Source organism: Ruegeria sp. AM2, assembly GCF_056540685.1.
The window spans coordinates 83,662-103,663 of sequence record NZ_JBQFXE010000005.1 but is presented as its reverse complement, the minus strand read 5'-3'; the positions used below and the strand labels follow the sequence as shown (position 1 = coordinate 103,663).

Sequence of the window (20,002 nt, the reverse complement as noted above, 5' to 3'; positions counted from 1 at the left end):
GAAGGCATGCAGTTTCATTTTGTTCCAAATGTACGAAAGTCGGAAAAAAGGCCAAATGGGGTCTTTATCTTCTCGCTTTCGCGATCACGAGGACGACAAGCAACGCGAGAAAGACTGTGGCCAACGCTGGGATCGCAACAAAGGTGACTGGTATGCAGATAAAGACCGGTCCATGTTCCTTCATCATCTTGTCGCATTCGGCGAGTTCGAAAGGCAAATAGCCGAACAAAGCGATCAGCACGAGACCTGAAATAATTGTAATTGTCTTAAGCAACTGGAATTGACCCTGCCAAACTCTATCCGATAATTAGGCACTCCGCCCTACAACCAATCCCGCAAAATCGGAATCAGCGGTACATCCGCCGCAGGCATCGGATAATTCCGCAGGTCATTCGCGCGCACCCATTTCAGAGCCTGACCTTCTTTGGACTGCGGGATACCCTCCCATTTGCGGCAGGCGAACAACGGCATGAGCAGGTGGAAATCGTCATAGCTGTGGCTGGCGAAGGTCAGCGGCGCGAGGCAGGAGGCCCAGGTGTCGATATCAAGTTCCTCGTGCAATTCGCGGATGAGGGCGGCCTCGGGGGTTTCGCCGGGTTCGATCTTGCCACCGGGGAATTCCCATAGACCAGCCATGGATTTGCCTTCGGGGCGTTGGGCCAGCAGGACGCGGCACTCGATGTCGATCAGAGCGACAGCAGACACTAAGACTGTTTTCATGGTCGCAATCCCGGACGCAAAACCGGGCTCCACTTTTGCTGGAATTGCTTGGGTTTCACGAGCGATAATCCGCGTTGATCTCGATATAGCCGTGGGTCAGGTCGCAGGTCCAAACAGTAGATTGCCCCTCGCCCAACCCAAGATCGACTGAGATCACAAGGTCTTGGTTTTTCATGTAGGCGGCGGCGTCTTCTTCGCTGTAATCGGGACTAACCCAGCCTTTTTCAGCCACAAGGATGTCACCGAAAGAGATGCTCAGCAGGTCGCGGTCGGCGCCAGCTCCGGATTTGCCGATGGCCATGACGATGCGGCCCCAGTTGGGGTCCTCGCCCGCGATGGCGGTTTTGACCAAGGGCGAGTTGGCGATGGCCAGTCCGTGGGTTTTGGCGTCGGCATCCGTGGCGGCCCCGGTTACACGAATTTCTACGAATTTCGTGGCCCCTTCACCGTCGCGCACCACCTGCTGCGCGAGGTCCAGCATCACCGTCTCAAGCGCCTGTTCAAACGCGGCGCTGCCGGTGGCGTCGACGCCCGAAGCTCCGGTCGCGCACAGCAGCAGCGTATCCGACGTCGAGGTATCGCTGTCGACCGTGATGCAATTGAACGTGCGATCCGTTTGCGCACCCAGCATAGTTTGCAGCGCCAATTGTTCGACCTGCGCATCGGTGAAGATGTAAACCAGCATCGTCGCCATGTCCGGCGCGATCATCCCCGATCCCTTCGCAATCCCTGCAATAGAGACTGTTTTGCCGTCAATCTGCACCTGCGCGGATGCCCCTTTCGGGAAAGTGTCGGTGGTCATGATCGCCCGCGCCGCGTCTTCGATGGCGTGACGGCTAAGGCCTGCTTTCAGCGTCTCAAGCTGTGATACGATCTTGTCATGGGGCAGTGGCTCACCAATCACACCGGTCGAGGACGTAAAGACTCGCTCGACCGCGACACCTGTGGCCTGTGACACGGCCTGCGTCACTTCGGCCACCGAGGTCTGTCCGTAGTGTCCGGTGAAGGCGTTGGCATTGCCCGAATTGACCAGTATCGCGGCAGGTCCACCGCTGGTCCCACCGATCTTGTCCTGACAATCCAGCACCGGGGCCGCGCGCGTTGCGGATTTGGTGAATACCCCGGCCACCGATGTGCCGGGATCCAGAACTGCCAGCATCACATCCGTCCGACCCTGATACCGCACACCAGCTGCAACAGTGGCAAAACGCACCCCGTCGATTGCGGGCAGGTCAGGGAAGGCCGCTGGGGCCAACGGCGAGACTTTGGTGATCGTTGCCACGGATGGTTACTCCTGAATCAGGTCCAGTTGACGGATGACCTCGGGACCGACCCCCTCGAGCGCCGGGCGATCGATCTGCGCCTTTTGGGTCAACTCCTCGACCCGCGCCTGAATCGCCTCTTGCCGAATGTTCTGCGCGATGTCCTGTGCAACGACGTCAAGCGCAGGGGCCTCGGACTTGCGTGTGTCGTTCAGAACTACGAGATGCCAGCCGAACTGGGTCTGCACCGGGTCGGAAACCTGTCCGCTTTCCAGCGCAAGGACCGCGTTTTCAAACTCGGGCACCATCTGGCCCTTGCCGAACCAGCCCAAAGAGCCGCCATTCGGACCCGAAGGGCCGGTCGAATGCTCTTTCGCCAGCTCGGCAAAATCTGCGCCGTCATCCAGTTGCGTTTTCAGAGCTTTGGCCTCGTCTTCAGTTTCGACCAGAATATGACTTGCGTTGAATTGCTGTTCGCCCTCGAATCTCGCAAATTGTTCATCATAGGCGGCCTGAATGGCCTCATCACTCACCGCGCCGTCCGAGATGATCTCAACAGCCTGCACTGCGCGCAGCGACCGTGTTTCGTTTTCCAGCCGCAGGGTATTCAGGGGCGTCAGGTCCTGCTGATCCTGGCTGAGCAATTGCTGCTGGATCAGTTGTTCGAGAATAAAGTCGTACAGAACGTCGTCTTCCAACTGCTGATATTGCGGCGGCAGATTGGCGGCGGACGCGATGATGTGACCCAAAGTGATCTCGTCCCCGTTGATGCGCGCCACGACTGCACCTGCATCGGGCTTGGTTTCAGCGGCCAGCGGCAGCGCCATCATGGCGGTCAGGGCCAGAGATGGCAGAAAAGTGAGGCCTTTGGGCATGGATTCATCCTATTTCTTTGCCGCGACAGGGCGTGGCGTTGACACTGTGGAACCTGCCGCTTACATCGCTTTGAAGCCTTGGACAGGGCCGCCTTTCACCCCCCGTATCTATGGGTTGCGCGCAAGGTGGGCAAGCCTGTCGCAACCAAGACAAGAACAGATCCGCTGGAGTGAACATGCTGGGACTCGGAACGCTCGCCAAAAAGGTGTTCGGAACACCGAACGACCGCAAGATCAAGGCGACCCGCCCACTGATCGAACAGATCAACGCGCTTGAGCCCGAGTTCGAGAAACTGTCCGATGAGGGGCTGATCGAAAAGACCGCCGAGCTGCGCAAACGGGCGCTGGATGGCGAGGCGCTGGATGCGCTGCTGCCCGAAGCCTTTGCCAACGTGCGCGAGGGTGCGAAACGCGCGCTGGGTCTGCGTGCCTTTGATGTGCAGCTGATGGGCGGGGCGTTTTTGCATCAGGGCAATATCTCGGAAATGAAGACGGGTGAGGGCAAGACGCTGGTTGCCACCTTCCCGGCTTATCTGAACGCGCTGACCGGAAAAGGCGTTCATGTGGTGACAGTGAACGAATACCTGGCCAAGCGCGACTCGGAATGGATGGGCAAGGTTTTTGCCGCCGTCGGCATGACCACAGGCGTGATCTGGTCCGGGCAGCCGGATGACGAGAAGATGGCTGCCTATTGCTGCGACATCACCTATGCCACCAACAACGAGCTTGGGTTCGATTACCTGCGCGACAACATGAAGGCCGATCTGGATCAGGTCTATCAGAAGCACCACAATTTCTCGATCGTGGATGAGGTGGATTCGATCCTGATCGATGAGGCCCGGACGCCTCTGATCATTTCGGGGCCATCGCAGGATCGTTCGGATCTGTACACAGCAATCGACGGGCTGATCCCGCTGCTGCAAGACGATCACTTTGCGCTGGACGAGAAGAACCGCACCGTGACCTTCACCGATGAAGGCAACGAGTTTCTGGAAGAACAGCTGCACGCCAATGGTCTGATCGAAGAAGGGCATTCTCTGTATGACCCCGAAAGCACGACCGTCGTGCACCACGTCAACCAGGGGCTTCGGGCGCATAAACTTTTCCAGCGCGACAAGGACTATATCGTGCGGGACGGAAATGTCGTTCTGATCGACGAATTCACGGGCCGGATGATGCCAGGCCGCCGCATGTCCGAAGGGCTGCATCAGGCGATCGAGGCCAAGGAAGGCGTGCAGATTCAGCCGGAAAACGTGACTTTGGCCAGCGTCACGTTCCAAAACTATTTCCGCCTTTATAACAAACTCAGTGGTATGACCGGCACGGCGCTGACAGAAGCCGAAGAATTCAGTGAAATCTACGGTCTGGGCGTGGTTGAAGTTCCAACCAACAAGCCAATCGCCCGCGAGGACAAGGACGATCAGGTCTATCGCACGGCGACCGAAAAATACAACGCCATGATCGAGCAAACCAAGAAGGCGCAGGAAACTGGCCAGCCGGTTCTGCTGGGCACCACCTCGATCGAGAAGTCGGAATTGCTAAGCCAGATGCTGACCAAAGAAGGCATTGAACACAATGTCCTGAACGCCCGCCAGCACGAGCAAGAAGCGCAGATCGTTGCTGATGCCGGTCGTCTGGGTGCCGTGACCATAGCCACCAACATGGCCGGGCGCGGTACCGACATTCAGTTGGGCGGCAATGTCGAAATGAAGGTTCTCAAGGCGCTGGCCGAGAACCCCGATGCCGACCCGGCCGAACTGCGCACCAAGGAAGAGGCGCACCACGCCGAGGAAAAGGAAAAGGTTCTGGCCGCCGGCGGCCTTTACGTGATGGCCTCGGAACGGCATGAAAGCCGCCGCATCGACAACCAGTTGCGGGGCCGGTCAGGCCGTCAGGGCGATCCGGGCCGCACGGTATTCTACCTCAGCCTCGAAGACGACCTGATGCGCATCTTCGGGTCCGAACGTCTGGACAAGGTTCTGACTACGCTGGGCATGAAGGAAGGCGAGGCGATCATCCACCCTTGGGTGAACAAATCACTGGAGCGCGCGCAATCCAAGGTCGAAGGTCGCAACTTTGACGTCCGCAAAAGCGTGTTGAAATTCGATGACGTGATGAATGATCAGCGTAAGGTGATCTTCAGCCAGCGGCGCGAAATCATGTCGGCAGATGACCTGTCCGAAATCGTGTCGGACATGCGCGAGCAGGTGATCGACGACATGATTGACGAGTATATGCCGCCGAAATCCTATGCAGATCAGTGGGACACTGATGGCTTGCACGAAGCGGTCAAAGACAAGCTATCCATCGACGCAGCGGTTCAGGACTGGGCCGCCGAAGAAGGCGTGGATGATGAACAAATTCGCGAGCGCCTTGTGAAGGCCGCCGATGAGATGATGGCCCAGAAGGCCGTCGCCTTTGGCCCCGAAAATATGCGCAACATCGAAAAGCAGGTTCTCTTGCAGACCATCGACGGCAAATGGCGCGAACACCTTCTGACGCTCGAACATCTGCGCTCGGTCGTGGCGTTCCGAGGTTATGCCCAGCGCGATCCTTTGAACGAATACAAGAACGAAAGCTTCCAACTGTTCGAATCCATGCTGGATGGGCTGCGCGAAACGGTCACGCAGCAGCTATCCCGCGTGCGCCCGCTGACGGAAGAAGAACAAAAAGAAATGCTGGCGCAGATGGCCGCACAGCAGTCGGCAGCCCAAAAGACGGTCGAACAGGCCACGGATCGAGCCGAAGCAATGGCTGAAGCCCAAGCTTCGGGCGACGCGCGTCCAGGCTTTGTCGAGGACGATCCCAGCACTTGGGGCAACCCGTCGCGCAACGACAAATGCCCCTGCGGATCAGGCAAGAAATTCAAACACTGCCACGGTAGGTTGACCTAACGTTATGTGAACCAAGTCACAATGAGTCCGCCGGTCGGCCACATATTGGCCTCGATTCGGAGACAATGTGCGACTCGCTCCTTCAACTGGGGAGGGTGTCTTGTTTGTAATAAAGAACTACGTGACCACGGGCGGAACCGTTGCCTGCGCCCTGGCCATCGGATACTTGATGCAGAACGATACGGCTTTGCACCCCAAAGCCGATCCGGTTTCTGACGGCGTTGCAGTTGCCTCGGCGCAAGGCTCGGGTTTGGCCGGGCTGCAGGACGTCATGTTGACTTCGGCGTCGCCGTCACAGGCCAAGGTCGTGTCCGCGCCCAAATCGTCGCTGCCGCTGGCGGTTCAGCCTCGATCCACGTCGAATTGCAACCTGAGTGCGCGGGCGACCACCATTGCAGACGCCAATGTGCGTCTGCAGGTCAAGGCATCGTGCAACGCAGAAGAGGTCGTTGAAATCCACCACAGCGGCCTGATATTCTCGGCCATGACAGATGCGTCAGGACGGTTGGACATCAACGTGCCCGCCTTGTCGGAATACGCGATTTTCCTCATTTCTATGGAAGATCAGAACGGCACAGTTGCCACGACCCACGTACCCGAGATCACCAAATTCGAACGGGTGGCCCTACAGTGGCGTGGCGAAACAGAGCTGCAGCTTCACGCCTTGGAATTTGGTGCAAGTTATGGCGAGGATGGTCATGTCTGGTCCGGTGCCGACTCTGCCGGCGCAGGCTCGGTCGCGCATTTGGGTTTTGGCGAGACGGCGCAAGCCAGAAATATCGAGGTCTATTCCTTTCCGACGCAGTCTGCGGAAGATGCCGGTGCGATTGAACTTTCGGTCGAAGCCGAAGTAACCGCAGCCAATTGTGGGCAAAACCTGGACGTGCTGTCGCTGCAGTTGAGCGCCAACCAACGTCTGCAAACGCAGGAAACGACCCTGAGCATTCCCGATTGCGATGCGGTTGGGGATTTTCTGGTGTTGAATAATCTGTTCCAAGACCTGACAATCGCCGCAAAATAGGCACGGGCAAAACATCGGTTCACAATGACTGTAACTCGGGCGGCCATGGCCGCTTTGATTGGCGTTTCATTCGCGACGACCGCGATGGCGCAGGATATTTCGCTGACATCCCACGACGGCAAGGTCGAAGTCGTCGGGACGCTGTTGGGGTTTGACGGCGAGTTCTACCGACTGGACACACAATTCGGAGAGCTGACCATTGATGGGTCGGGCGTGACCTGCGACGGCCCCGCCTGTCCGAACTTGACTGATTTTGTTGCGGAAATCCGGTTTTCCGGTTCATCCGTGATGGCGGACACTCTTTTTCCTGCGCTGATCCAAGACTTTGCCACACAAGAAGGTTTAGCGGTCCAATACCAGGCCAATGGGGCCGCGCTTCATGTTTTTGAGCTGTATCAGGGCGACAGAAAAGCCCCATTGGCGCGCATGATCTTCAAGGCCGGCAACACAGGGCGCGGCTTTTTCGATCTGGCGGAGAACACCGCAGATATCGTTTTGGCCCAGCGAGAAATTCGCCCGGCAGAGATAGAACTGACCAAAGAGGCGGGGCTTGGCGATTTGACCAAACCCCGACGGTCACGAGTCGTTGCGTTGGATGCGGTGGTTCCGGTGGTGTCACCCGACAATCCAGTCCGTCAGATTTCGCCCAGCGATCTGACGGCCGTATTTTCGGGCAAGATCACCAACTGGACGCAGCTTGGCGGACCCGATGCACCGATTCATCTGTACCTGCCGCCCAAAGGATCGGGCGTATCGCAAGCGATTGAAGACAGGCTGTTGGAATCAGCGGGTGCCACTTTGTCAGGCACGGTCAAACGTAGTTCCGATCAGATACGCGCCGTTTCTCGTGATCCCTTTGCTATAGGGATAGCCAGCCATGCCGAAGTCGGTGATACACGAGCGCTGCCACTGACCGGCGGTTGCGGCCATGCACTGTCGGCCACCCGCCAGTCTGTAAAAACAGAAGATTACCCGCTGACATCACCGATGTTCCTGTATCTGCCGCACCGGCGCCTGCCCCGTGTCGCCCGGCAGTTTCTTGCATATGCGCTCAGCGATCCTGCTCAGGCCGTCATTCGGCAGGCCGGTTTCGTGGATCAATTGCCCGAGACGGTCCGTGTCGGCCTGCAAGGGGACAGGCTGGCCAATGCCATTGTCAACGGCGGCACAGAGGTCGGGCTGGACGAACTGCAGAGAATGGTCGCTACCCTGCGGCCCATGATGCGCCTTTCACTGTCGTTTCGGTTCGAACCAGGCTCTTCCCGGCCAGATGCGCAGTCGCGGTCAAACATCCTGCAATTGGCCCAGGCTCTGGAAAACGGCACGCTTGATACAAGCAAAATCCTGTTTGTCGGCTTCAGCGACGGCGAGGGCGCGGCGGCCACCAACACGCGTATTGCTTTGCGCCGCGCTCAGACCGTGCGCAACGCGGTGATCGCTGCGGTCGAAACCGCCATTCCGGACAGTATTGAGATTGCAGCGGACGGGTTCGGTGAAGCGATGCCCATGGCCTGCGATGACACTGAATGGGGCCGCAAGGTCAATCGCAGGGTCGAGGTTTGGGTTCAATAACGCCTAAAGGTATCCTTGGGACCGAAAGCTAAGCTCGGTCGATTTGCCGATGATCAGATGGTCGTGCAACGTCAGGCCCAGTGCGGTGCAGGCGTCTTGAATGCGGTTCGTCATGTCGATGTCGGATTGTGATGGTGTTGGATCGCCCGAAGGGTGGTTATGCACCAAAATCAAGGCTGAGGCGTTGAGTTCCAGCGCGCGTTTTGCCACCTCACGCGGATAGACCGGGACATGATCCACGGTGCCTTTGGCCTGTTCCTCATCCGCGATTAGGACGTTCTTGCGATCCAGATAGAACACCCGAAACTGCTCGGTCTCGCGATGCGCCATTGTGGTGTGGCAATAGTCAAGCAACGCGTCCCAGCCCGAAATTACGTGACGCTGCATGACCCGTGCGCGGGCCATCCGATGGGCACAAGCCTCGAGGATTTTTAGGTCGGTGATGACCGTGTCGCCCACGCCCTTGATCTGACGCAGCCGATCCTCGGGCGCGGTCAGTACACGGTTGAAGTCACCAAAAGTGTCCATCAACGCCCGCGCCAGAGGTTTGACGTCCTGCCGGGGGATGGATCGAAACAAAGCCAGCTCCAAAAGCTCATAGTCCGGCATTGCTGCTGAGCCACCGGACATAAACCGTTCCCGCAACCGTTTACGATGGTCTTTGATGTAGGAGGGTAGTCGACCGGACGGCAACGGCTGCGCCGGCGCTTCGTCCGTTTCAAACAGCATGGGGGCTTCGGCAAAGGCATCCTGTGTCATGTCGCAACTCTGACGCAGAATCGGTTTCTGAATGGTTAACGCGTCTCACCCGCCATGCGCGCCGTGGCGCGTCGAACCAGTAGATGCAGCAGGATCGAGAACACGCCCAATGTCAGCATCGCGGCAAACATCAGATCGGTTTTGGCGCGACCATTGGCCAACAGCATCAGATATCCCAAGCCCTGCGAGGATCCGACCCATTCGCCAATCACAGCTCCGATCGGGGCGTAAACTGCGGCCAGCCGCATCCCCGAGGCCAGCGACGGCAAGGCCGCTGGAATACGGATGTGCCACAAAACCGAACGCTTGCTGGCTTGCATCGTCTTTGCAAGGTCAAGATACCCTGCCGGAGTTCGCATCAACCCGTCAAAAAAGGACGACGTAATCGGGAAATAGATGATCAACACGGCCATCGCGACCTTGGACCAAAGCCCGTAACCCAGCCACAGCGTCAGCAACGGGGCCAGAGCGAAGACCGGCAACGCCTGCGTGAACACCAGCATCGGCTGCACCAGCACCCGCGCGGCCCGCGAATTGGCTAGTTGCAGTGCTGTGACGACGCCCAGCACCGTTCCGCATATCAGACCAATTACCACCTCGACCGCCGTGATCCATGTGTGTTCAGCAATCACCCAGCGGTTTTGCCACCATGTTTCCGCCACCAGCGCCGGGCCGGGCAGAATGAATTTTGGCAGGCCAGTCAGGCTGACGATCGCCTGCCAGACGGAAAGGGCGAACACGGTCGCGGCAAGGGCGGACAAAAGCTTCATGCCGCCTCTCTCAGCAATCTCAACAATGCGCCTTGCGTTTCCAGCGTTTCCAGATCATCCACATGCCGCGGGGCCGGGGCCGAGGGTGGATCGCAAGGCGTCAGCCCCTGCGCAGTCATCACCATGATCGACTGGCCCAGCCGAGCCGCCTCACCCGGATCATGGGTGACCAGCAACACGGTTCGACCCTGCAGCGCTTCGGTAGCCAGATCCTGCATATCGGCGCGGGTGCGGGCATCGAGGGCCGAGAAGGGCTCGTCCAGCAACACGATGGGGCGGTCCTCCATCAGCGTGCGGGCAAGGGCCACGCGCTGACGCTGACCGCCGGACAGTTCCGAAGGCTTCTTGGTCTTATGATCCTGAAGGCGCATCCGTTCGATCAACAGGTCGCGTCGATTCAGATCAATTGCCTCCCCGCGTAAGCGAGCCCCCAACGAGACATTTTGCAAAACACTCGCCCAGGGCAGCAGCAGGTCGTCCTGCGCCATATAGGCCACCCGGTTCTGAACGGTCTGCCTATCGCTTGCAGTGATCTGGCCGGTGAACGCAGCCCCGGTCTCTAACCCGGCAATCAGCCGCAAAATGGTGGTCTTTCCAACGCCCGACCCGCCCAGCAGGCACGTCCACTGCCCCGCCCCAAGGGTCAGGGTCAACGGCGCGAACAAGGGCGCACCGTCGATTGTGGCCGAACCGCTGATGGTCAGATCGGGTACCGGTGTCACGGGGTCAGGCCCATTTGCCAGAAGTTGACCTCGAGCTGGGTTGCCATCTCAAACGTCTTGCACAGATCGGCCCAGACCGGCAGTGACGCATAATCCGATCCCAGCCGTCGCTCCAAAGCACTGTCCATCAGCGCGCCGATGTCATGGCAATAGCTTTGATACTGATCGCCCGCATAGGTGTCGATCCACGGACGATAGGTTTCAGACGCCGCCTCGGTCGCCAGACGCGCGCCGATTTCGGCATAACCGATCACGCAGGGCAACAGCGCCGCCAGCAGGTTCAGATAGTCGCCGGAATACCCGGATTCGAGCACGAACCGGGTATAGGCGAGGTTTTCAGGCCGTTCCGGTGTGGCCATCAGGTCTTCGCGGGAAATACCCTCGGCCTCGCAGACACCGACATGCAGCATCATTTCTTCATGCATCAGACCGTTCACCGTGGCCGCGGCGACCTGCATTTCCTCATGCGTCTGTGCCTTGACCACGGCCAGCGCCCAGGCGCGGCTGAAATGGGTCAGAAACACATAATCCTGTCGCAGATAATGCAGGAACGCCGCGCGCGGCAGAGACCCGTCCTTCAGCCCTTCGACAAAGGCGTGGCGGGTGTAGTCCCGCCACGGGTCCTGCGCCGCGTCGCGCATCAGGGCGAAGGCTTTGCCATAATCGTTCATTGCGCAGTCACATCGATCGCGATGTCACTGACTAGGTTCAGGCTGTCTATCATGCCGCTGTCCTTCAGGAACTGCTCGAACCTTGCATACCGACCCGCATCAAAGCCTGCCGGACGCAAAGCAAACCGCGGCAGTGTATCGACCCAGGCGCGAGCGTTCAGTTCGTCCTGCAATTCGGGCGACGTGGCCGAGAAGATCTCCCAGCTTTTTTCCGGGTTGTTGACGATATACTGCGTGGCTTTTTCCGTCGCTGCCAGAAAGCGCGCAACCTTGTCGGCGTCCATGGTATCGGGGTTGGCGACATAGATCAGTTCGTCATAGGAGGGGATGCCTTCCTCTTCGATATAAAAGCACCGGCCCGCGACGCCTTCGATATCCATCTGGTTCAGCTCGAAATTGCGGAACGCACCGATCACGGCATCGACCTGCTTGGTCATCAGTGAAGGCGACAACGAGAAGTTGACGTTGATCATCTCGATCTCATTCAGACCGATATCGTGCTGGCCCAGCAATGTGGTCAGGATCGCCTCTTCGACACCGGCAACCGAGAAACCAATCTTCTTGCCGCGCAGGTCAGCCAGCGATTGGATCGGGCCGTCTTCCAGAACCAGAAGACAGTTCAGCGGCGTGGCGACCAGCGTGCCAACGCGTTTCAGCGGCAGGCCTTCGTGGATTTGCAGGTGCAATTGCGGCTGGTAGGACACGGCCAGATCGGCCTGACCAGCGGCCACCAGACGCGGCGGAGCGGACGGGTCGGCAGGCGGGACGATTTCGACTTCAAGCCCCTGCTCGGCAAAATAGCCGTTCTCCTGCGCCACGATGATGGGGCCGTGGTCGGGGTTGATGAACCAGTCCAGCAGAACGGTCATCTTGTCCTCGGCCCAGGCGGGCGCGGCAGCCAGCAGGGCAATTGCAGCGATCAGTTTTTTCATATCTCGCGTTTCCTTCTTTCACGAGGTTGAGGCCGCGACGAGGACAATCTCGCCCGGCCAATCCGGTTGAATATTCTCCGCCGCGCGCCACGCGCGCAGGCCGGTGGCGCAGCACAGCGCCAGTCTTTTTCCCATGTTAGGGTCGATTTCTTGCAATCTGTCGGGTGAAACGCGCGCCGCGCAGGGATGCACGGGAACGGGCGCTTCGTCGGGACCACGCAGTTCGATGATCTGATCCTCGGCCGTCAGCTGACTGGCCGAGAGGAAGCGGAAACACCTGCTCGGCTCAGGCGCATCGTCGAATCGGAAACCGCTGCTGCGCAGGGTGCGGCCATCATATTGGACCATCTGACCCAAAGGAGACGGCTCAATACCTAGGATCAGATTCAGCGCCATCTGCGCCTGCATCGCGCCGATCGTTCCAACCACCGGACCCAGAACGCCCGCCGTGGCGCAACTGGCCCCGCTATCGGGCGCATCAGGAAACAGGGCCCGCAAGGAAGGCGCGCCGCCGCAGAAGCCACCGACATAACCCGACAGCCCCAGAACCGAGGCGCTGATCAGCGGTTTGCCCTGCGTCAGACAGGTATCCGACAGGATATAGCTGGCGGCATAGCTGTCGGCGCAATCTAGGATCACGTCTGTTTGGGCGACCAAACTGGGTGCATTCTCGTTGGTTAGAGCCTGTTTTTGACTGATGACATCAATCTCATTATTTAGGGCGCGGCAACGCTCTGCGGCGATCTCGGCTTTGGGCTGGCCGCAATCTGCCTGGGTAAACAAGGTCTGGCGATGCAGGTTCGACAGGTGCACCGCGTCTCCATCGACAATCATGATCCGTCCTACACCAGCGCCAGCCAGCAATGGCAGGACAGGGGCAGACAGCCCACCAGCCCCGACCACAAGAACCCGCGCCGAAGACAGGCGCGCCTGCCCTTCGGCCCCGACCTCGGGCAGCAAGGTTTGGCGGGCGTAGCGGTTCATCTGGTGACCTCGATCCATTGACGCACCCGTGCTTCGGGGTCATCGTTCAGGGTGATGTCCGTAACGACCGAGACAATGTCGGCCCCAGCCTGCAGCACACCCGGCGCGCGTCCCACGCTCATCCCGCCGATCCCGACCAGAGGAATTTCGCCCACCCGCGCCTTCCATTCGGTGACGCGCGGCAGGCCCTGCTGATGCCATTTCATCTTTTTCAGGATGGTCGGATAGACCGGGCCCAGTGCCACATAATCCGGGTTCATGGCCAGCACCCGCTCAAGCTCATTATCATCATGGGTGGAGACACCCAGCTTGAGGCCCGCCTTGCGGATGGCTTTCAGATCGGCGTCGTCCAGATCCTCCTGCCCCAGATGTATCCAGTCACAGCCCAGATCGATCGCTTGCCTCCAATAGTCGTTCACCACCAGAACCGCGTCGTGGTTCCGGCACAGATCGCGCGACAGAATGATCTGATCGCGCACTGCTTCCTCAGGCTGATCCTTCATACGCAACTGCACCAGCTTCACGCCCAAAGGCAGCATCCGCCGCAGCCAATCCGAATGATCGAAGATCGGATAGAAACGATCCAGCGTCATGACAAAAAGGCCTTTCCGATCACAGGGGTTGAGGGTTCGGCCATGTCGCGCGCCTCAATCGGATCGGCCTGATGGGCCAGTTGCCCGGCCTCGATCGCGCGCATCATGGCGCGGGCCATCATCGCGGGGTCTCCGGCGCGGGCGACGGCGGTATTCAGCAGAACGGCGTCATAGCCCAGTTCCATCGCGTGCGCGGCATGGCTGGGCAGGCCTACACCTGCGTCAATCACCAGCGGCACGTCCGGGAATTCGGCCCGCATTGCGCGCAAGGCATATTCGTTGTTCAATCCCCGCCCCGACCCAATCGGAGCACCCCACGGCATCAGCACCTCGCATCCAGCCTCAAGCAAACGTTCACCTACGATCAGATCGTCAGTGGTGTAGGGGAAAACCTGAAACCCGTCCGCGGTCAGAATGCGCGCGGCCTCGACCAGCTGGAACACATCCGGCTGCAGGCTGTCTGTGTGACCGATCAGTTCCAGCTTGATCCATTTGGTATCGAACACTTCACGTGCCATCTGCGCCGTGGTTACCGCTTCTTTCACCGTGTGGCACCCGGCGGTGTTCGGCAGGATCAGCACGCCGAGGTCCTGAATCATCTGCCAAAATGTTTGCCCTGCCCCGGATTCACGCCGCAGAGAGACCGTGGCCACCCCCGCGCCGCTGTTGCGGAACGCCTGTTCCAGAATGGCAGGGCTGGGATATTGCGCAGTGCCCAGCATCAGCGGGTTGGGCAATCTGGTGCCGTAGAACGTCTTCATCCTCAGCCCCCCTGCATCGGTGCGACGACCTCAACCCGGTCGCCATCGGTCAGTTGTTGGGCGATGCGCAGGCTCGAGGGCACAAAACTCTCGTTCACCGCCGTCGCGACGCGGCCCGAAAATCCGCATTCCTCGAGCAGTGCCGCCAGAGTTTCCGCCCGCACCTCGCGCGCCTCGCCGTTAAGCACGATCTTCATCGACCATCTCCGAATATTTGTTCTCAAGGGCCAGATCGGCCACGCCCTGCGCGAGAGCAGGGGCCAGCAGATAGCCGTGGCGATACAGCCCGTTGGCGTAGATCGTCCGACCCAAACGCCGGATACGCGGCATGTTGTCTGGAAAGGCAGGTCGCAGATCAACGCCGATTTCCAGCACTTCGGCCTCACCGAATGCAGGGTTCAACGCATAGGCCGCACTGAGCAGTTCCAGCATCGAGCGCGCAGTGATCCGACCGCTGTCCTCGGATTCGATCATCGTCGCACCCAGCATGTAGATGCCATCCCCACGCGGCACGATGTAAAGCGGCATGCGCGGGTGCAGCAGACGCACGGGCCGGGTCAAAGTCACGTCCGGGCAGCGGATCACCAGCATTTCGCCCTTCACGCCGCGCAAGTCATGCAGGACCTCGCGCGCATGTAGACCACGGCAATCGATGGCGTTTTCAAGACGCGTGGGCGCAAGTTTCCTGTGAAAGGTAACGCCCGCCTCCGTCAGGTTCCGATACATATCCTGCAGCGCCTGACGAGGATCCAAATGCGCCTCTTCCGCAAAATAGAGGCCTTTGGCGAATCCGTGTAGATCAGGCTCTAATTTGGCCATTTCGCCACGATCTACATCCTGAACCCCATGCGTGCGGCGGGCAAAGCGGCGCAAGTCGGGCACATCCCGCGCACTTGCAACTACCAACGTTCCACGGCGATCCAAGCGGGTTCGCGCCGCCCACCAATCGATGGCTTGTTGACCCAACCGCAACACCGGCTCTTCCGCATTTTCGTATTCGCACCAAGGTGCCAGCATCCCACCAGCCCACCACGAGCACCCATGCGGACCCGGAGGGCCGCCGGGATCGAACACCTGAACCGGCACCCCGCGCGCGACCATCTCACTGGCCACTGCCAACCCGGCCACCCCCGCCCCTATGACAGACCAAACGGTCACGCGGACCAGACTCGGTGAAAGTGATGGACGGGTCCGTGCCCCTGCCCGATCTGCAAATCATCTGCAGCCAGAATCGCGCCCTGTAGATAGTAATGCGCCTGCGCGACCGCATCGGTTAGTGACAGCCCTCGGGCCAGACCCGCAGCGATTGCCGAGGACAAGGTACAACCGGTGCCATGGGTGTTCTTGGTATCCTGTCGCGGCGCTTTGAACTCACCCACGATACCCGCGCCATCAATCAGAATGTCATGGCACACATCCCCGGACCCATGCCCACCCTTCATCAGAACGGATGAGGCACCAAGGGCGCATAACCCGCAACCCTGAGAAACCATGTCGTCTGGTGCTTCTGCTGCAGGTTGGTCAAGCAGTCGTGCAGCTTCGGGCAGGTTTGGCGTCAACACCGTTGCCCGCGGCAGCAGGACCTCGCGCAGCGTCTGCACCGCCTCATCCGCCAACAATGCGTCTCCGGACTTGGCGATCATGACCGGGTCGAGAACAATCGGGCCATCAAACCCGTCGATGGCACCTGCCACTGCGTGAATGATATCCGGTGTCGCAAGCATACCGATCTTGATCGCGCGCACGTCCAGATCAGCAAGAACCGCATCGATCTGTGCCGTGATCACATCTATCGGGATGCCATGCACCGCCGTCACCGCCTGCGTGTTCTGCGCGGTCACCGCCGTGATGACGCTGGCCCCATAAACCCCCAAGGCGGACATGGCCTTTAGATCGGCCTGAATACCAGCCCCGCCGCCGCTGTCCGATCCGGCGATTGTCAACGCAATGGGCGTCATCCGCGTGCTCCATCTGTATTGGGGCAACGGTGGCGTGGAAAACGTCTGACGTGTTAAGACCGTTCCCTCCGCCGGTATTGCCCGGATCAGGTTCGATGGGTTGATGCAGCAGCACCTCTCAGCCCCCTATTAGGGCACCCCAACGGTTGGCGCGGAACATCTCAGTCGCGGAAGAAATAATCAAGAGGATTCTGCGAGGCCCTGCCTCGCGCTCCGGGATATTTGTGGCCAGATGAAGAACGGATCCCAGCTTCATCTGGCCATAAATATCCCCGGGGGAGTCGCCCAAAGGGCGGCGGGGGCAGAGCCCCCTAACCAATGCAATTCAGCCTTTCATTCCGTCCCAGAAGGATTTGACAGATGAGAAAAAGCTTTTGGATTCCGGATGGTTATCTTCACCCAGATCTTCGAACTCTTTCAGCAGCTCTTTCTGGCGGCTTGTCAGGTTGACCGGCGTTTCCACCGCAAGTTCTATGAACATGTCGCCAACCCCGCCGCCACGCAACGCGGGCATACCTTTGCCGCGCAGACGCATCTGGCGGCCCGATTGGCTACCGGCAGGAATTTGAACGCGACCTCGGCCACCGTCGATGGTGGGAACCTCAATCGATCCGCCCAGCGCTGCCTTAGCCATGCTGACAGGCACGCGGCAATAGAGGTTGACGCTGTCACGCTCGAACAGCTTGTGGTCCGAAACTTCGACAAAGATATAGAGATCACCCGGAGGGCCGCCGCGCATTCCGGCCTCACCTTCGCCCGCCAGGCGAATGCGGGTGCCGGTTTCCACACCGGCAGGGATGTTCACGGACAAGGCGCGTTCTTTTTCCACGCGGCCTGCGCCACCACAGGATTTGCAGGGGTTTTTGATGATCTGCCCAAGACCCGAACATGTCGGACAAGTGCGTTCAACAGTGAAGAACCCTTGCTGCGCACGAACCTTGCCCATGCCAGAACAAGTGGGGCACGTCGTCGGCTCAACACCACCTTCGGCGCCCGAACCGTCACACGCCGAACAGGCCACGGCAGCAGGGACATTGATGGTTTTCTGCAGACCCGCATACGCCTCTTCCAGCGTTACGCGTAGATTGTAGCGCAGGTCCGAGCCGCGCGCGGCGCGCCGTCCGCCGCCGCCGCCGCGCTGACCACCCATGAAATCGCCAAACAGATCGTCAAAAACATCTGAAAACGCGCTGGAAAAGTCGCCCTGACCAAAACCGCCGCCCGGACGGCCCCCACCAGTGCCATTTTCAAAGGCCGCGTGGCCAAACCGGTCATAAGCAGCCTTTTTGTCGGCATCGCGCAGGACGTCGTATGCCTCATTGGCTTCTTTGAATTGTGACTCAGCGTCGGGGTTGTCCTTGTTGCGATCGGGATGCAGTTCTTTGGCTTTCTTGCGAAAACCTTTTTTGATCTCATCCGTCGAAGCGCCCTTGGACACGCCGAGCACTTCGTAATAGTCGCGTTTGGACATCAGTGTTTCCTTGTGCCTCAACGTATATGGGCCGGCCCGGTATCCGGACCGGCCCACATTGGCCCGGTTGCCCGTTAGTTACGCTTGTCGTCGTCCAGATCTTCGAACTCGGCATCGACGATATCATCATCACCTGGCGCAGCGTCCGCCGCCGCAGGCTCATCATCAGCCTCTTCGGACTGCGCTTTATAGATCGCCTCGCCCAGCTTCATCGCCGCTTCGGTGACGTTCTGGATGCCCGACTTGATCTTGTCGGCATTCTCGGTTTCCAGCTCGTCCTTCAGCGCGGCAATGGCCAGCTCGATGGCTTCGATGGTTGTCGGATCGACCTTGTCGGAATGCTCTTCCATCGACTTTTCGGTCGAATGGATGAGGCTTTCCGCCTGGTTCTTTGCGTCGACCAGCTCGCGGCGTTCCTTGTCGGCTTCCGCGTTCTCTTCGGCGTCTTTGACCATCTTTTCGATATCGTCATCCGACAGACCGCCCGAGGCCTGAATGGTGATCTTCTGTTCTTTGCCGGTGCCTTTGTCTTTGGCCGAAACCGAGACAATGCCGTTGGCGTCGATGTCAAAAGTCACCTCGATCTGAGGCATACCGCGCGGTGCGGGTGGGATATCTTCAAGGTTGAACTGACCCAGGATCTTGTTGTCCGCGGCCATTTCACGCTCACCCTGGAACACGCGGATGGTTACGGCATTCTGGTTGTCCTCGGCGGTCGAGAAGACCTGAGACTTTTTGGTCGGAATGGTCGTGTTGCGGTCGATCAGGCGGGTGAATACGCCACCGAGCGTCTCGATGCCCAAGCTGAGCGGGGTCACGTCCAGCAGAACAACATCTTTGACGTCGCCCTGCAGAACACCGGCCTGAATGGCGGCGCCCATGGCAACCACTTCGTCCGGGTTCACACCCTTATGCGGTTCTTTGCCGAAGAACTTGGTGACCTCTTCGATCACTTTCGGCATCCGGGTCATACCACCAACCAGAACAACCTCGTCCACGTCAGCAGCCGACAGACCGGCGTCTTTCAGAGCGGCGGCGCAAGGCTTCATCGACTTCTTGATCAGGTCGCCAACCAGCGATTCCAGCTTGGCACGGGTCAGTTTCATGACCATGTGCAGCGGCTGACCATTTGCGCCCATCGAGATGAACGGCTGGTTGATCTCGGTCTGCGAGGTCGAGCTGAGTTCGATCTTGGCTTTCTCGGCAGCTTCTTTCAGACGCTGCAGGGCCATCTTGTCGGCAGACAGATCGACGCCGTGTTCCTTTTTGAACTCATCCGCCAGGTAGTTGACGATGCGCATGTCAAAGTCTTCACCACCCAGGAAGGTGTCACCGTTGGTCGACTTAACTTCGAACAGGCCGTCGTCGATTTCCAGAATGGTCACGTCGAAGGTACCACCACCAAGGTCATAGACCGCGATGGTTTGGGTTTCTTCTTTGTCCAGACCATAGGCCAGCGCAGCCGCTGTCGGTTCGTTGATGATCCGCAGCACTTCCAGACCGGCGATTTTACCGGCATCTTTGGTGGCCTGACGCTGTGCGTCGTTGAAATAGGCCGGAACGGTGATAACCGCCTGCGTGACTTCCTCACCCAGATAGCTTTCTGCGGTTTCCTTCATCTTGCCCAGAGTGAAGGCCGAGATCTGGCTTGGGGAGTACTTCTCACCGCGGGCTTCAACCCATGCGTCGCCGTTGCCGCCATTCACGATGGCATACGGCACCATTTTCTTGTCTTTTTCGACTTCGGCATCATCCACACGACGACCGATCAGACGCTTGACGCCAAAGATCGTGTTGTCGGGGTTGGTGACCGCCTGACGTTTAGCCGGCTGACCGACCAGTCGCTCATCTTCGGTGAAGGCGACGATCGAGGGCGTGGTCCGCGCCCCTTCGGCGTTTTCGATGACCTTCGGCTGCGAGCCGTCCATGATGGCCACGCACGAGTTGGTGGTTCCGAGGTCAATCCCGATTACTTTTCCCATATTTTCAATCCCTTTCTCTTCAAGGCGATGTCCCGAGGGTCGGACCCGTTATGGC

At 59.2% G+C, this 20,002-nt stretch carries 19 protein-coding genes and 1 riboswitch; of the genes, 3 read left to right on the top strand and 16 right to left on the bottom strand.

Features of this window, described 5'->3' with window-relative positions; genetic code table 11:
* Positions 1 to 321: 321 nt before the first annotated feature.
* Genes ACR0CR_RS12060 through ACR0CR_RS12050 form a run of 3 tightly spaced genes read right to left on the bottom strand, consistent with a single transcriptional unit; the run spans position 322 to position 2,857 of the window.
* Entirely contained in the window at positions 322 to 720 is a 399-nt protein-coding gene (locus ACR0CR_RS12060) for a (deoxy)nucleoside triphosphate pyrophosphohydrolase (protein WP_480599328.1), read from the bottom strand.
* A gap of 55 nt (positions 721 to 775) precedes the next feature.
* Positions 776 to 2,002 (bottom strand): bifunctional glutamate N-acetyltransferase/amino-acid acetyltransferase ArgJ, encoded by a 1,227-nt coding sequence (argJ, locus tag ACR0CR_RS12055; protein WP_480599325.1) that lies wholly within the window; start codon positions 2,000 to 2,002, stop codon positions 776 to 778.
* Positions 2,003 to 2,008: 6 nt separating this feature from the next.
* Positions 2,009 to 2,857, bottom strand: a complete 849-nt coding sequence (locus ACR0CR_RS12050; protein ID WP_480599322.1) for a peptidylprolyl isomerase — start codon at positions 2,855 to 2,857, stop codon at positions 2,009 to 2,011.
* Positions 2,858 to 3,033: 176 nt separating this feature from the next.
* On the opposite strand from ACR0CR_RS12050, the gene secA reads away from it, so the two are divergent.
* The 3 genes from secA (at position 3,034) to ACR0CR_RS12035 (ending at position 8,344) form a co-directional block, all read left to right on the top strand.
* Positions 3,034 to 5,751, top strand: a complete 2,718-nt coding sequence (gene secA, locus ACR0CR_RS12045) for a preprotein translocase subunit SecA (RefSeq protein ID WP_480599320.1) — start codon at positions 3,034 to 3,036, stop codon at positions 5,749 to 5,751.
* A gap of 100 nt (positions 5,752 to 5,851) precedes the next feature.
* Positions 5,852 to 6,772, top strand: a complete 921-nt coding sequence (locus ACR0CR_RS12040; protein ID WP_480599317.1) for a hypothetical protein — start codon at positions 5,852 to 5,854, stop codon at positions 6,770 to 6,772.
* A gap of 24 nt (positions 6,773 to 6,796) precedes the next feature.
* The gene (locus ACR0CR_RS12035) at positions 6,797 to 8,344 is read left to right on the top strand and encodes a phosphate ABC transporter substrate-binding/OmpA family protein (RefSeq protein ID WP_480599315.1); all 1,548 of its coding nucleotides are present in this window, start codon (positions 6,797 to 6,799) and stop codon (positions 8,342 to 8,344) included.
* A gap of 3 nt (positions 8,345 to 8,347) precedes the next feature.
* Here ACR0CR_RS12035 and radC read toward each other — a convergent pair whose 3' ends face one another.
* The 13 genes from radC to dnaK form a co-directional block, all read right to left on the bottom strand.
* Positions 8,348 to 9,103, bottom strand: a complete 756-nt coding sequence (gene radC, locus ACR0CR_RS12030) for a RadC family protein (protein ID WP_480599312.1) — start codon at positions 9,101 to 9,103, stop codon at positions 8,348 to 8,350.
* A 35-nt stretch (positions 9,104 to 9,138) separates the two neighbouring features.
* Positions 9,139 to 9,873, bottom strand: a complete 735-nt coding sequence (locus ACR0CR_RS12025; RefSeq protein ID WP_480599309.1) for an ABC transporter permease — start codon at positions 9,871 to 9,873, stop codon at positions 9,139 to 9,141.
* Positions 9,870 to 10,595 (bottom strand): ABC transporter ATP-binding protein, encoded by a 726-nt coding sequence (locus ACR0CR_RS12020; RefSeq protein WP_480599307.1) that lies wholly within the window; start codon positions 10,593 to 10,595, stop codon positions 9,870 to 9,872. Before ACR0CR_RS12020 ends, ACR0CR_RS12025 begins: the two co-directional genes overlap by 4 nt.
* Positions 10,592 to 11,266: a thiaminase II gene (gene tenA / locus ACR0CR_RS12015; RefSeq protein WP_480599305.1), complete on the bottom strand. Its 675-nt coding sequence runs from the start codon at positions 11,264 to 11,266 to the stop codon at positions 10,592 to 10,594. Before tenA ends, ACR0CR_RS12020 begins: the two co-directional genes overlap by 4 nt.
* Positions 11,263 to 12,198 carry an ABC transporter substrate-binding protein gene (locus ACR0CR_RS12010; RefSeq protein WP_480599303.1) on the bottom strand — a complete coding sequence of 312 codons (936 nt, stop codon included), beginning with the start codon at positions 12,196 to 12,198 and terminating at the stop codon, positions 11,263 to 11,265. Before ACR0CR_RS12010 ends, tenA begins: the two co-directional genes overlap by 4 nt.
* An 18-nt stretch (positions 12,199 to 12,216) precedes the next feature.
* Positions 12,217 to 13,182, bottom strand: coding sequence for a HesA/MoeB/ThiF family protein (locus tag ACR0CR_RS12005; RefSeq protein WP_480599301.1), 966 nt, complete (start codon positions 13,180 to 13,182; stop codon positions 12,217 to 12,219).
* Positions 13,179 to 13,775 (bottom strand): thiamine phosphate synthase, encoded by a 597-nt coding sequence (locus tag ACR0CR_RS12000; RefSeq protein WP_480599299.1) that lies wholly within the window; start codon positions 13,773 to 13,775, stop codon positions 13,179 to 13,181. The genes ACR0CR_RS12005 and ACR0CR_RS12000 overlap by 4 nt, the downstream gene beginning before the upstream one ends.
* A complete protein-coding gene (locus ACR0CR_RS11995; protein WP_480599297.1) occupies positions 13,772 to 14,536 on the bottom strand; it encodes a thiazole synthase in 765 nt (254 codons plus the stop codon). The genes ACR0CR_RS12000 and ACR0CR_RS11995 overlap by 4 nt, the downstream gene beginning before the upstream one ends.
* A gap of 2 nt (positions 14,537 to 14,538) precedes the next feature.
* Positions 14,539 to 14,733, bottom strand: coding sequence for a sulfur carrier protein ThiS (gene thiS / locus ACR0CR_RS11990; RefSeq protein WP_480599294.1), 195 nt, complete (start codon positions 14,731 to 14,733; stop codon positions 14,539 to 14,541).
* Positions 14,717 to 15,694 carry an FAD-dependent oxidoreductase gene (locus ACR0CR_RS11985; protein WP_480599292.1) on the bottom strand — a complete coding sequence of 326 codons (978 nt, stop codon included), beginning with the start codon at positions 15,692 to 15,694 and terminating at the stop codon, positions 14,717 to 14,719. The genes thiS and ACR0CR_RS11985 overlap by 17 nt, the downstream gene beginning before the upstream one ends.
* Complete coding sequence (gene thiD / locus ACR0CR_RS11980; RefSeq protein ID WP_480599290.1) at positions 15,691 to 16,494, bottom strand: bifunctional hydroxymethylpyrimidine kinase/phosphomethylpyrimidine kinase; 804 nt, start codon at positions 16,492 to 16,494, stop codon at positions 15,691 to 15,693. Before thiD ends, ACR0CR_RS11985 begins: the two co-directional genes overlap by 4 nt.
* 46 nt (positions 16,495 to 16,540) lie before the next feature.
* Positions 16,541 to 16,646, bottom strand: a riboswitch (TPP riboswitch).
* Between the two features lie 173 nt (positions 16,647 to 16,819).
* Positions 16,820 to 17,965 (bottom strand): molecular chaperone DnaJ, encoded by a 1,146-nt coding sequence (gene dnaJ / locus ACR0CR_RS11975; protein WP_480599287.1) that lies wholly within the window; start codon positions 17,963 to 17,965, stop codon positions 16,820 to 16,822.
* Between the two features lie 74 nt (positions 17,966 to 18,039).
* A complete protein-coding gene (dnaK, locus tag ACR0CR_RS11970; RefSeq protein WP_480599284.1) occupies positions 18,040 to 19,947 on the bottom strand; it encodes a molecular chaperone DnaK in 1,908 nt (635 codons plus the stop codon).
* Positions 19,948 to 20,002 lie beyond the last annotated feature (55 nt).